This is a genomic window from Butyrivibrio sp. Su6 (assembly GCF_900108105.1).
Classification (GTDB): domain Bacteria; phylum Bacillota; class Clostridia; order Lachnospirales; family Lachnospiraceae; genus Butyrivibrio.
The window spans coordinates 168634-181506 of the sequence record NZ_FNUR01000007.1 but is presented as its reverse complement, the minus strand read 5'-3'; the positions used below and the strand labels follow the sequence as shown (position 1 = coordinate 181506).

12 protein-coding genes are annotated in these 12873 nt (G+C 39.9%); 9 read left to right on the top strand and 3 right to left on the bottom strand.

Annotation, left to right across the window (positions count from 1 at the left end; all coding sequences use genetic code 11):
- Positions 1-798: 798 nt before the first annotated feature.
- Positions 799-1551 (bottom strand): tRNA pseudouridine(38-40) synthase TruA, encoded by a 753-nt coding sequence (truA, locus tag C4S54_RS09635; RefSeq protein WP_103869335.1) that lies wholly within the window; start codon positions 1549-1551, stop codon positions 799-801.
- Positions 1552-1672: 121 nt separating this feature from the next.
- Between truA and C4S54_RS09630 the strand changes: the two genes are divergently transcribed.
- From C4S54_RS09630 to C4S54_RS16315, 4 genes are all read left to right on the top strand, one after another.
- Positions 1673-2194, top strand: coding sequence for a QueT transporter family protein (locus tag C4S54_RS09630; protein ID WP_022775574.1), 522 nt, complete (start codon positions 1673-1675; stop codon positions 2192-2194).
- Between the two features lie 86 nt (positions 2195-2280).
- A complete protein-coding gene (locus C4S54_RS09625; RefSeq protein WP_022775573.1) occupies positions 2281-2670 on the top strand; it encodes a hypothetical protein in 390 nt (129 codons plus the stop codon).
- Positions 2671-2730: 60 nt separating this feature from the next.
- Positions 2731-4092, top strand: coding sequence for a 23S rRNA (uracil(1939)-C(5))-methyltransferase RlmD (gene rlmD, locus C4S54_RS09620; protein ID WP_103869334.1), 1362 nt, complete (start codon positions 2731-2733; stop codon positions 4090-4092).
- 649 nt (positions 4093-4741) lie between these two features.
- Positions 4742-4867, top strand: a complete 126-nt coding sequence (locus C4S54_RS16315) for a hypothetical protein (RefSeq protein WP_278308915.1) — start codon at positions 4742-4744, stop codon at positions 4865-4867.
- Here the strand turns inward: C4S54_RS16315 and C4S54_RS09615 are convergent.
- Both C4S54_RS09615 and C4S54_RS09610 read right to left on the bottom strand, forming a co-directional pair.
- The gene (locus C4S54_RS09615) at positions 4847-5113 is read right to left on the bottom strand and encodes a hypothetical protein (protein ID WP_103869333.1); all 267 of its coding nucleotides are present in this window, start codon (positions 5111-5113) and stop codon (positions 4847-4849) included. The two genes, C4S54_RS16315 and C4S54_RS09615, sit on opposite strands and share 21 nt — an antisense overlap.
- 71 nt (positions 5114-5184) lie before the next feature.
- Entirely contained in the window at positions 5185-6690 is a 1506-nt protein-coding gene (locus C4S54_RS09610) for a serine hydrolase domain-containing protein (protein WP_103869332.1), read from the bottom strand.
- A 282-nt stretch (positions 6691-6972) separates the two neighbouring features.
- Between C4S54_RS09610 and C4S54_RS09605 the strand changes: the two genes are divergently transcribed.
- From C4S54_RS09605 to C4S54_RS09585, 5 genes are all read left to right on the top strand, one after another.
- Positions 6973-7308, top strand: coding sequence for a PadR family transcriptional regulator (locus C4S54_RS09605; protein ID WP_022775564.1), 336 nt, complete (start codon positions 6973-6975; stop codon positions 7306-7308).
- A gap of 17 nt (positions 7309-7325) precedes the next feature.
- The gene (locus C4S54_RS09600; protein ID WP_103869331.1) at positions 7326-8525 is read left to right on the top strand and encodes a permease prefix domain 1-containing protein; all 1200 of its coding nucleotides are present in this window, start codon (positions 7326-7328) and stop codon (positions 8523-8525) included.
- 99 nt (positions 8526-8624) lie between these two features.
- On the top strand, positions 8625-10241 hold the full coding sequence (locus C4S54_RS09595) for a DUF5722 domain-containing protein (protein WP_103869330.1): 1617 nt from the start codon (positions 8625-8627) through the stop codon (positions 10239-10241).
- 2 nt (positions 10242-10243) lie between these two features.
- A complete protein-coding gene (locus C4S54_RS09590) occupies positions 10244-11986 on the top strand; it encodes an ArnT family glycosyltransferase (RefSeq protein ID WP_103869329.1) in 1743 nt (580 codons plus the stop codon).
- Positions 11987-12137: 151 nt separating this feature from the next.
- Positions 12138-12818, top strand: coding sequence for a hypothetical protein (locus C4S54_RS09585; RefSeq protein WP_103869328.1), 681 nt, complete (start codon positions 12138-12140; stop codon positions 12816-12818).
- Positions 12819-12873: the final 55 nt, after the last annotated feature.

Below are 12873 nucleotides of genomic sequence, written 5' to 3'. Positions count from 1 at the left end.
CAACTTTTTGCGAGGCCAGCCACCCCTCATGAAGGTCAACTGGGCATATAGGCCGATTTCAAGACTCGGGCCACCCGTTAAAATGGTGGCTGCGGACGGATAATCGCCGTATATGCCCAAATGCCTGCGATAAAAGCTATGATGAGGGGTGGCTGCAAGCTCGATATTATGCTATATGCCCAAAGCCGGGTGGACGAGCTATCTAAACATGACCTAGACTTATGAAATCCACTGATTAGGTCATGAATTCTGTAATAGCAGGGTCATGACAAAAAACAAGACCTAGACATTTGAAATCTGCTGATTAGGTCATGGATTCTGTAATCGCAGAGCGATTCCATGACAAAAAACATGACCTAGACTTATGAAATCCGTTGATTAGGTCATGGATTCTGTAATCGCAAGGCGTATCATAATAAATTGTCACAGTAAAATGAGCACATAGCCATGCGCACTCATGAAAGTAGCCACCCATACTGTTCCTAGATTCAGAGCCCGAGGCAATAACACCTAGCCACACCGAAGGTGCTTGCCATTGGCGGGTTCTGAGGAAAACGCTAAAATGCTGAATCCGACGGTGCGAGAAAATCTACTGTTCCCATCATCCTCACCGTCGGCGAGGTATAGACGGCGTTTTCCTCAGGTTCAGTCAATGGTGGCGTACGTAGCCGCAATCTAAAATTTTTAGAGAGTTAGAGAAGTCACTTACGCATATACAAAAAGAGAGTACTCTGATGTATGCTAATTGCATTCATCTGAATACTCTCTCTAATCTACAGTGAAAAATCTTTGTAGCAATTAATAATCTACCTTCATCATGCAAAGTCCCTGAGGTGGTGCAGTGGGACCGGCTTTCTGGCGGTCACAGGCTTCAAGGATTTCTTTTACTGAATCAACAGGGATGTTGCCGTATCCAACTTCTAAAAGAGTTCCTGTTAGGATACGTACCATGTTCTGGAGAAAGCCGTTTCCGTGGAAATATATGCGGATGTAATTGCCACTTTCTTCGATGTTTATGGTGTCTACACAGCGAACGGTTGATTTTTTCATTTTCTTATTGCCGCAAAAGCTTTTATAATCATGTGTGCCTATGAGGAATTGTGCTGCTGCGCGCATTTTGCTGACGTCAGGCTTTTGGTTTAAGACAGTCACATACTTCCTATCAAAAACAGGCTTTGAGATGCCATACCATACGGTGTATCGGTAAGTTTTTCCGAGGGCATTGTATCTGGCATGGAATCTGTCAGAGCAGATCCTTACTTCATTTACGCTTATATCCTCGGGAAGATAAGTATTCATATAAACCTGGATTTCTTCTTCAGTCATGTCAGTATCGAGAATAGCATTGGCTACAGTAGCTCTTGCATGGACTCCGGCATCGGTCCTTCCTGCGCCTATTACGCTAACTGGAGAATCAGCAGGTGCGTTTGTCATCTTGGATAAAACAGTTTCGAGCTTCCCCTGTATAGTCATTTCTTTACCAGGTTGTTTTTCCCAACCATAGAATCGTGTTCCATCATAACTTATGATAAATTTGTAGTTTCTTTTCATAAAAAACCTCGTAAAATAGTGGTGGACAATAGCAAAAACTAATGCTATTATAGCATACGTTGCACTAAAAAATGTCAGTTCGAGACCTTCCTGACACAAAACAAAACTAAAGGAGAAATTTATGCGTAACACAAAGGTATTATTTATCACTCAGGCTGCAGTGATTGCAGCACTTTATGTCGTTTTGACATTACTTGCAAATGCACTGGGACTTGCTAATCAGGCTGTTCAGGTGCGTTTCTCAGAGGCACTTACTATTCTGCCTTATTTTACACCAGCAGCAATTCCTGGTCTTTTTCTTGGATGCATACTTAGTAATACACTTACAGGATGTATGTTCCTTGATACAGTATTTGGATCACTTGCTACATTGATTGGTGCGGTTCTTACATATTTGATCGCTAAAAAGGTTAAGAACCCTGTTGCTAAGTGGCTTTGCCCTATTCCACCAATCGTTGCCAATATGATCATTGTTCCACAGGTACTTATGCATGTATATGAAGCTCCCGGAACACTTCTTTTCTTTACACTAACAGTTGGTGCCGGAGAAATTATTTCTTGTTACATTTTGGGAATGATTCTTCTTTTTGTTCTTGAGCCAAGAAAGAACGCGATCTTTGGCCTGAATGACGTAGTTGCATAATAGATTTGAAAGATATTGCTTACTACGCTATAATTTATATTTGGAGCAGGAGTTTTCTGTTCAAATAGATATAATGTGAGGTTCTTATGTCATCAATAATCCAGAATAATCAGGTTTTTAATAATGAGATACCATTTTGCAGAGTTTATAGCATAGAGAGCAAAAAGCAACTGGAAGAAAGATTTCTTGCTCACAGGATTTCCTATTTCATTGAGTGGCAGGATAAGTCTTTTTTACAGAGACTGTTCGACAGAAGCGGAAGCAAGATTGTCTGCACGTTTAAGATCAACAAAGGGGAGATAGCTCGTGCCAAGGCTCTTGCTCAGGGAATAGAGGGAATTAAGTTCAAGGACTATGGCGAGGAGAAAAACACCGAGCGCATTCGCAAGAGAAGCGATTCAGTTGTTAAAGAGAGCGATGGACTTGAGATGCCTGAACTGAAGTTTGAGACCAGTCAGGATGATTATGAAGAGTGAGATAGTTGAAAAGGGGATTAAGTAATCCCCTTTTCTTTTGCTTAAAAAGTAGGAGAAATTATGGCTGAGAAGAAATTTGGTGGAAGTAATAAAAAATCATTACCGGGAAGAGAAACTGGAAATAGAAAAAAAACGGTCTTCAAGAAAGATAATGAGATAAAAGAAAAAACATCAGCAAAAAGAAGTAGTCTGGATAGAAAAAGTGCACCGGCAAATGGCAGAATGGCCAAGGCATTAAGGCAAGGAAAAACAGATACGAGACGAAATGATGAAGTTCATGCTGCAAGTCGCTGTCCGTATTTTAAGAAGTGCGGTGCCTGCCAGATGATCGACACTCCATATGACAAGCAGCTTAGGCAGAAGCATGCTCATGTTAAGGAGCTCCTTGAGCCATATACTAAAGTTGCTTCTTTTGTTGGAATGGAAGAGCCTGAACATTACAGATGCAAGGTTCATGCTGTTTTTACTCATGACAAAAAGGGTAATCCACTCTCAGGAATATATAGAGAGGGAACTCATGAGGTAGTGCCTATTGATTCATGTCTTTTGGAAGATCAGAAGGCAGACGCTATCATAGCAACTATCCGTGGAATGCTTAAATCTTTTAAAATCAAGACATATGATGAGGATAACGGATTTGGCCTTCTTCGCCATGTGCTTATAAGAATTGGTAAGAACACTGGCGAGATCATGGTTGTTCTGGTTACGGTTTCTCCTATTTTTCCTTCCAAGAATAACTTTGTAAAAGCCCTCAGACAAGCTCATCCTGAGATCACAACAATTGTTCTTAATGTAAATGATAAGCAGACAAGCATGATCCTTGGCGATAAGGAAAAGCCAATGTATGGTCCCGGATTTATCTATGATATCTGCTGTGGAATGAAGTTTAAGATAAGTCCTAAATCTTTTTACCAGGTAAATCCTGTTCAGCAGGAAGTTTTGTATAATACAGCGATTGAAATGGCTGAACTTAAAGGTGATGAAGTGGCACTTGACTGTTACTGCGGTGTTGGAACAATTGGAATAATTGCAAGCCCTCATGTTAAAGAAGTTATTGGTGTTGAACTTAACAAGGACGCTGTTAAGGATGCTAACCTTAATGCAAAGATAAACAATATAGATAACATTACTTTTTATAACAACGATGCCACTGTATTTATGCAGCAGATGGCAGCATCAGGAGATAAGGTTGATGTAGTATTCATGGATCCGCCAAGAGCAGGATCTACGCCGGAATTCATTGAATCACTTAAGATCCTGTCACCCAAGAAGGTTGTGTATATTTCCTGCAGCCCTGACTCTCTTGCCAGGGATCTGGGAATACTCAAGAAGAATGGATTCAAGGCTGAAAAGGCCATTCCTGTGGACATGTTCCCTTTTACAAGGTCGATAGAGACGGTTGTACTTTTGACTAGGACCTAAGACGACGTCAGAAGGCTAACGCTGTTGTTCTGGCGAGATAACAATTATATGCTTAATTTGCAGTCCGCTGTTCTTGGCGGACTGCTACTATTCTTTCATTCGAAAGACAAGCAGTGATGATTTCTAATCTTTTCGCTGCTGATATTCCAAAGTTTAACTACATATAGCATGTTTTCTGCTGCTTATGGCATGATTTTTGCTGCTTGTGGCATGATATCTGCTACTTATGGCATGATTTCTGTTACTTGTGCAATTTCGGTGATAGTGGCAGTTGATTTTAGTGAGGTGAACTCTGCCTATATTCCAAGGCCTGTTGATATAGGCAGTTGATCATTATGAATAAAATGGGGTGGTGTCTGCCTATATTCCTAGTATTGCTTGTGGAGGCAGTTGATTTTGAGGGATCAGCTCTGCCTATATCCCGAGTATTGCCGCTATAGGCAGTTAATTTTACGTTGGACAAACTGCCTATATGGCGGGAATGGCAAATGGTAGCAGAAAATTGCTGCTTAAAATCAATGCCTATATTGCAAGAGAACTGGATTTAGGCAGAACAGCAATTGATAATTGCAATGCCTATATTGGCTGATGGCTGCATAGTGGCAGTATGACTGGTGAAAAAAACAGAAAGTAAAAGAAATAATAAGCAATGGCAGGTGGAAAACTTGAAATATTATTGGAAATGATGCGCTGGTTTGTTGGCGAAGTTCCGAATCAGATCTATGAGCAGATAAAAGAGTATGAAAAACTTCTTTTACGCCAGGACTTCGAATGATGATGTTTCCTGGTTTAGAAGTTGGGCATTCTTGTCATAAGCGTATGCTGACTGTTTAAGCATGTAAGCTGTATTGGATGACTTGATTGTATTTATTCTGCTATAGAGGGTTGATACCTGTTGTTCTAATGCAGCAGCGACGGCCTGAGAAGATGCTTTGCTGGTTCTTGAAAGCTCGTTAACTTTCGTGCTTAAGGACTGAAGCTGCATCTGGTATGTACTTATTCCCTGAATACTTGAAGACATAATAAAATCCTTTCCTTGCGTTTTACAAGGAAAGGATACTAGCCAAAACTAAATTCAACCTAAATGAATAATTAATTCTCCAATGTTCCATATAAATGACCGTCAAATTCTTTGAAGTAAGTCTCTTCAATTTTTCGCATGAATATTGTGATATCGTTATCTCCAAAGTAAAGCTCCATGCGGATGGAACCAACGCTTTCACCAATCAGATGGAAACGGATATACAGCACGTTTTCACGAAGGAAAACGGCTCCGGCGGTGTATGGATTATCATACTTTGGGAATATGCCTTCTTCCATGTGTTCAAGACCAAAGCTTAGCTTAAAAGCACCGGACTTAATGGCAGGGTCATCTGTGAAAAATGTGATGGTACTTTGCGCATTACCTGGGCAAATATCTAACTGCACCTTTGAGAATCCTTGCTTATTTGGTAAAAGTTCATAGGTCTGATGCAGATCAGAGGTCAACTTTTTGGTGTTATATTTTGTATAGGAGTGATTTATAGCAAGTTTTGGCGGTGCAATGGAAAGAGTGTCTGCATAACTTACAAGATCTTCGTAGTCCTCTGATGGAGCTTTTAGGCAAACTACAGGCTCTTTTTCATCAATCCCAGGTAAAAGAAATTGATAGATGCCATCATAAATAACTTGATTACCACCCTGAATTCCCTGTGTATCGGCGGTTGTGATTACCAAAAGATTCTTGTCAGGGATGCTTATTCCAAGCTGGCCGCCCATTCCGTAGAGGACATAGCCGCCCTTTTCATTTTGCCAGATCTGCATGCCGTAGCCCTGGGATTCGCCTGGGATTGGAGCAGTCATAACGGTATCGCTGATATTGGATGTGGCAAGCTCTATAAGATTCGATGGTAAAAGATTTCTTGTGACTCCATCATTACATTCTATAGTTCCCTTTTTATCGATAAGATACAGAATTTTCATAAAATCCATAGGAGTTGCCACGAGGCCGCTTCCACCCATAGAGACACCAAAAGGATCTTTTACCATGTATGAATCCTTACTAAAATCCATGTAGTTAAATACGTTTTCTTTCAGATAATCCAGCATTGGCATCTGGGTCATTTTTTCTACAAGTGCGGATAAAACATGGGCTGCTGACGTGTCGTAGTGGAAAACTGTTCCCGGTTTATGGGTTGGTTCCACTGTAAAAAAGCTCTCTACCCAGTCAGATTTCATGTCCACCTTATAGGTTGTAGAAGCGTGACAGGTCCTCATTTCCAGCATATTTCTTATGGTTGTATCTTTTACCCACTGGTGAATTGAGTCATTAACATATTCAGGAAAATAGTCAGTTATAGAGTTGCCGATGCCAACTAACCCCTTATCTATCAAAAGAAATACAGCAAGAGCCGTGATGCTCTTACTTATGGAAAACATGCGATGAAGAGTAGCTGCTTTATAAGGCGCATAGTACTTTTCGAAAATAAGCTTGTTATTTCGCATGATAAGTAGTGAATGCATTGGAATCTCTTTGCCATCTAGAAACTCAAGAAGATCTTTTATTGATGAAGATGAAATGCTGACATCTTCGGGATATGCTCTGTTAAATGAAAACATATGATTCTCCTATGTTGTATAAGTAATGTATTGAACATATACATATTATCACATCCATATTAAAGAATAGTAAGTAACAGATTGGCGCCACGTAAAGTAGATTTGAGATTATACATTTGGGGAATGAAATGACAAGAAAGTATGACAAATGAGATAAAGGCTGTTGACATACTACGACAGACGTTGTATATTTACTATGACAGACATACTACGACTGACATAGCATGACTGACGTAGTACGACTATCGTATAGAATCTGAGTAAGGAGGAGAGGTAGATGAAATGGTAGAGATCAGTAGTGATGTCATCAGAGGGTACAATGACACAATTATTCTTTTTACTCTGCTGGATGAACCATCCTACGGATATGAGATATCAAAACGAATAAGGGCTCTTTCAAATGATAAATATATAATTAAAGAGACCACGTTGTACTCTGCTTTTACCAGAATGGAGAAAAACGGCTATATTGAATCCTATATTCAGAACGCTGAAAATGGTAAGAAGCGCACTTATTACAGAATCACAGAAAACGGAAAAAAGTATTATAAGGAAAAATGTGAGGAATGGAATCTCACAAAGGAAGTTGTAGAATTATTTGTTAAGAAAATAGATTAGTATATGGGGAGAAAAGTATGGACACAATAAAAAAATATCTTGAAAGTATGTTTGAGCATCTTCCAAAGACTCTTGAGGTCATGAGGGCCAAGGACGAACTTTATTCAATGATGGAAGATAAGTACAATGAGCTCATAAGTGAGGGCAAAAAAGAGAACGAGGCTATCGGCATTGTCATTTCAGAATTTGGAAATCTTGATGAACTTGCTGAGGGACTTGGCCTTAACAAGGTCCTTGACAATATTGTTTCATCTGACAGGAGATATGTTTCAAGGCAGGAAGCAGATGATTATGTTGATGCTGCTGTATCCAGAAGATTTATGCTTTCACTTGGCATATTGCTCTGCATTTTGTCGCCTGCAGGACCGATTCTATTAGATTCAGTAGCATCAGCTACCGGTTTGGAATTTTTTACCGGAATAGGAGTAGCATTCATGTTCCTATGCGCGGCAATAGGTGTTGGATTCATTGTTTTTTCAAGTTATATGACCAAAAGCTGGAGCTTTTTAAGAAAACAGCCTTGTTATATCGACGATGAGACTATTGATTATCTGAAAACTGAAAAAGAGGAAAGCCAGACCGCAAGTGGAATGATACTGGCAGTTGGAATCATGCTATGTATTGTAAGTGTGATACCGGTTATAGCTCTTAATACTGCACTGGATATACCGATTATTTCAGATGGAGTTGGACCTTCTATGTTGTTTACTCTTGTAGCTGTAGGCGTGTTCCTTATAGTATTTTCAAGTGGCAGAAACAGGGCTTATAAAAAGCTTCTTTCACTGAATAAGAAGGTATTTGCTCAGGAGAGTAGGCAGCAATTTGCTGATACATCAAACAACTCATCCGGTTCAGATCATAGTGCAGCTTCAAATACAGCGTCAGGCGAAAGTGCTTATACATATTCAAGATCATCTCAATATGGCTCTGAGGAGAGTGTGAATATAGAACGGGTTACAGGGGAAGTTGTTGATAATGTAAATAAGAACAGATCATATAATTCTTATGATAAGCCTGAACAATCATCAGATTCAACTGAGAAAAAGGTGAAGAATTTCATTAGAGCTATGGTAAAGGACTACTGGAAATCAGTTCTTTGTATCTATATAATTTGGAGTTTCTTTACTTTCAGCTGGGGATCTTCATGGATCATCTGGCCACTTGCAGCAATTCTTAGAAGGCCAATTGAACAGTATTTTTTTGGAGATAAGCATTAATACAATAAAAAAGAAAAGAAATCATTTGCCATAAAGTTAGCTTTCACTTATGATATAAATGCGTTTGACGTAAAATCATAAAATAATGTGGGGTTATTTATGGCAAAGAAATTCTTTTCATCATTTCTTCAGGCGCTTTTTGGTGCGGTTATCGCACTGGGCGTCTTTTCTTTTACCGGTTTTCCTGTTAATGCACAGGGTGTTGGAGCTGTATCCATCGGCTCAGCTACCATAAACGGTAGCAATGTCAATATCAGTGTATCGGCATCAGATCTGCCGGATTCTGATGATGGCAAGTTCTATCTTTTCTCTGAAAAACCATATCAGGGTACAGTAGCAGGAGCACCAATTGCTTCGGCAGCTATGGGCGGATCGGTAGCTTTTCAGGTTCCTCTAAACAACAAAACAGCAGATTGCAGGCTTTATGACAAGTTCCAGGTTGCTGTGCTGCAGGGCGGACAATATGTTGCTGTGGCAGGGGCCAAGTATATTACAAATCCTGAAGCTCTGGCGTCAGCATCTCCCGCCAGAAAAAATAATGGCAAAAAGGGTCTTATTCTTGACGGAGCCAAGATTGGCAATGGAAATACAGAAAATTCACAGCTTGGAGTTCAGCAGGCCGCTTATAACATCAATTTGGAAGATGTCATTGGTGGAAATGGCCAGGTTGTCTACGAATATAATGGAAAAACCTATAACTTTGATTCGGCATATTTAAGTCAGTATGACCACTGCGTCAGAACCTGCACGCAGCAGGGGATGGGGGTTACGATTGTTTTGCTAAACCCCAGGGCAGCAGGTGAGGAATTTATGATCTCCCCTTCATCAAGAGGCGGAAAAGCGCTCTACTATATGATGAACACTTCAGAGGACAAGGGCCTTGAGTATCTTGAGGCAGTTGTTTCATATCTTGCCTACAGATACAATGGTCAGAATGGCTTTGGACAGGTTGATAACTGGGTTATCGGGAATGAAGTAAATGCCAAAAATGTGTGGAATTATTCTACTGTAAATGATCTGATGGCTTATGCGCAGCTATATGCTGATGAACTAAGAGTTTGCTACAATGCCATAAAGAGCAGAAATGCCAATGCATATGTCTGCATAAGTCTTGATCAGAACTGGACTCAGATCCACAATACAGGTTCCTATTATTCAGCAAGAGCGACTCTTGAAGCGATAAATGCCTGCATAACAGCACAGGGAAATATCGACTGGGGACTTGCTGAGCATCCCTACAATTATCCCATGACCTGGACTACTTTCTGGAGTCCAAAAAATGAAGCGGCACAGGCCATGATAAGGCGCGATATCAACACACCATATCTGTCCATGGAGAATATAGAGCAGCTCACTGATTATATGTGTCAGCCTGCAATGAGAAATACAAAAGGCGCGGTGAGGCCAATTCTTTTGACTGAGGTTGGATATACTTCAACCCAGGGAGAAGAAGCTCAGGCAGCAGCAATTGTCTATGCTTATCAGAGAGTTGCGACTAATCAGTACATTAAACTTATTGCATTTAACAGGCAGACAGATTATCCTTTAGAGGTATCACAGGGATTGTCTGTTGGACTTTCTAAGCAGGATGGAACAAGGAAGCTTGCTTTTGAATTCTATCAGCAGATGAATGGGCCAAATTCCGGAACTTATATACAAAGAGCAGCTTCTATCATGGGAATAGCTGATTGGAACGCTGCTATGAATGCGAGATAAAAATGAGAATAATTGACTATTACAATTATATAATGACAGCTGCATGCGTTCTTTTCTGCGCAGCAGCTGTTGTTATTTCTAAAAAGAAAAGCACAAACGAAGGCAAAGTGAGCGATCTTTCTGATAAGACAACGCATATTCTTTTGGCTGTCACGATAGGTATTGCCACATTTCTAAGGCTCTTTTTACTGGGAAGCATTCCAAACGGACTTCAGCAGGATGAGGCTTCGATAGGATATGAGGCCTTTGCGCTTGCAAAATACGGCGTGGACAGAAATGGCTATGCATATCCCGTTCACCCTCTTGCCTTTGGAAGCGGCGGAAACAGTGAGCTTATGATCTACCTTAATATGATATCGGTAAAGCTCTTTGGAACAGGTATTGTGAAATTAAGACTCCTTCCGGCAATTTTAGGGATTGCAACAGTATTTGTTTTTTTCTTTGTGCTAAAAGAGATTTTTTCAGCTTCTTTATTTGCAGGGAAAAAGAATACACTTTCAATTGTGGGAACCGCCTTTCTGGCAGTGTGTCCCTGGCATGTGATCCTGAGCAGATGGAGCCTTGACAGCAATATAATGCCATTTCTTCAGATAATAGGACTCTATACTTTCCTTGTGGCTTTGAGAAAAAGAACTGCAAAAAGCTTTGCGCTTAGTGCGGCTCTTTTGGCGGTTGGAATGTACGGATATGGTGCGGGAACAATGATAATTCCTATGTTTATCGTGATTGCCTGTATCTATGCACTCTTAAAAGGGACTCTTAACGTAAAAGAGCTTTTAATTTCCGGTCTGGTGTTCATGATCATCTTCATGCCCCTGTTTTTGTTCTATGCAGTGAATTATCTGGGACTTCCGGAAATTGTAACTGATTATTTCTGCATAAATAAGCTTACGGCTACAAGAAGCGGAGAGGTTTTCCTTACACTTGATTCTTCGCTTCCCGGAAAGCTGCTAAATAACCTGAAAGTCCTGGGGCTTGTTTTGACGGTGGGCAATGATGAAGACATGCTCTGTCATTTTTATCCGGGGTATGCAACTTTATTTGAGTTTACTTTCCCTGTTACTTTTATTGGATTTTTTGTTGTATTTAGGGATTTTTTCAAAGGGCTTAAGAGAAAAACACAGGAAGATACGGAATATCTTTGCAAAAATGCTGCTTTTGCGGCATTTCTCATTGCCAATGTGATTTTGTCCATAGCTGTAGAAACTGACATAAGCAGAATGGTAACTTTGTTTATTCCGCTTATTTATGCCTTTGTAAGAGGTTTTGACTTTATTCTTTCAAACAGTAAGAAGCTTGCCATAGCTCTTTTGTCTGTGATCCTGCTTGCAGATATCTCTTTTGTGAAAGACTATTTTACCGGCTTTAACAGCAATGTGATCAGTATTTTCATGCCAACTTATGGAGATGCCATAGCAAGGGCCTATGAGATTGCAGGTGATGACAGACAGATCTATTCTACCTATGAAGGCCTTTCTGCACCATTTATCGTGGCTCTTTATTATACGGATTATGATCCGGTTTTGTTTAATGAAACTGTTGAATATTACGACGATGAAGCAATGTTCAGGACAGCAAAGAGTTTTGGAAACTTCGTTTTTGCTGATATTCCTGAGAATTTTGATGCGCAGGAGTATGCAAATACAGTGTTTGTGGTAGCAAGCTCTGAGGTATCTCTTTTTGAAGATGAGGGCAATTATATTGTGGAAAATATGGGTGGATATTCTGTGGTCCACAAGGAGTGACATACTACATCTAGATCGCATAAAATGGCGCTTTATAGATAATTTATAAAGGTTAAAAAAGCATTAAAAATGGCTCTGGGTACTCGAAAAAAATCTGCTTTTACATGATAATTAATACTATCAAAAAATAATTTTGATGGAGGAAATGGTCATGAAAAAGCAGATTTTTTCTATTTTATCTACTGTGGGAATGTCTTTACTTATCCTGTTTGGTGTTAATAAATGCGTATTTCCTTCAAATGTTGTATATGCTGCCGGAAATTTAGAAAATGGCATTACGATCGAAGATGAATACATCATTCCGGATAAATTTGACTGGTGCACATATTATGTTTTGGTTGCAACCAACAATACCGGAAGAGATGTGGAGATAAATGCAGATTTTTCTGCTACAGATTCAAAGAAAAGTGTGGTTTCGCTTGTTCACGACAGGGCAGATGCAGTAAAAGACGGGCAGCAGTTTATTCTTTACGGACAGTTTTTAAACGAGAATATAAAGGGCGGAGCAACTTTTTCATATGACCTTAATGTAGCAGAAACTGACAACTGCACTTATAACATGGTGGATATAGACACGAATGCAAAAGAAAAGTGCATAGAGGTAAGTGCAACCAATTATTCGGAAAAAGACATCCAGGGCGTAGGAGTCAGAACTCTTTTCACAAAAAACGGCAGAGCAGTTGCTTTTGATACTGTAAATATCGCTGATGTAGGATATACTTTCCACGGTGGAAGCACCAATTCACAGATGATAGGTTTAAATGCCTCTGACTATGACAACTACATAATTACATATATATCCGCCGGTTTTGACACCGAGCAGACTTTCTAACCTTTGATTTTAGAGCCTGGTCAATTTGATCAGGCTTTTTTTATGCCTATTTAAT

Bases quoted from the DNA above. Each gene is read 5' to 3' on its own strand.
- truA (WP_103869335.1), bottom strand. From the start codon at position 1,551: ATGAAAAGAAACTACAAATTTATCATAAGTTATGATGGAACACGATTC.
- C4S54_RS09625 (WP_022775573.1), top strand. From the start codon at position 2,281: ATGTCATCAATAATCCAGAATAATCAGGTTTTTAATAATGAGATACCA.
- C4S54_RS16315 (WP_278308915.1), top strand. From the start codon at position 4,742: ATGGCAGGTGGAAAACTTGAAATATTATTGGAAATGATGCGCTGGTTT.
- C4S54_RS09585 (WP_103869328.1), top strand. From the start codon at position 12,138: ATGAAAAAGCAGATTTTTTCTATTTTATCTACTGTGGGAATGTCTTTA.
- C4S54_RS09605 (WP_022775564.1), top strand. From the start codon at position 6,973: ATGGTAGAGATCAGTAGTGATGTCATCAGAGGGTACAATGACACAATT.
- C4S54_RS09610 (WP_103869332.1), bottom strand. From the start codon at position 6,690: ATGTTTTCATTTAACAGAGCATATCCCGAAGATGTCAGCATTTCATCT.
- C4S54_RS09595 (WP_103869330.1), top strand. From the start codon at position 8,625: ATGGCAAAGAAATTCTTTTCATCATTTCTTCAGGCGCTTTTTGGTGCG.
- C4S54_RS09600 (WP_103869331.1), top strand. From the start codon at position 7,326: ATGGACACAATAAAAAAATATCTTGAAAGTATGTTTGAGCATCTTCCA.
- rlmD (WP_103869334.1), top strand. From the start codon at position 2,731: ATGGCTGAGAAGAAATTTGGTGGAAGTAATAAAAAATCATTACCGGGA.
- C4S54_RS09630 (WP_022775574.1), top strand. From the start codon at position 1,673: ATGCGTAACACAAAGGTATTATTTATCACTCAGGCTGCAGTGATTGCA.
- C4S54_RS09615 (WP_103869333.1), bottom strand. From the start codon at position 5,113: ATGTCTTCAAGTATTCAGGGAATAAGTACATACCAGATGCAGCTTCAG.
- C4S54_RS09590 (WP_103869329.1), top strand. From the start codon at position 10,244: ATGAGAATAATTGACTATTACAATTATATAATGACAGCTGCATGCGTT.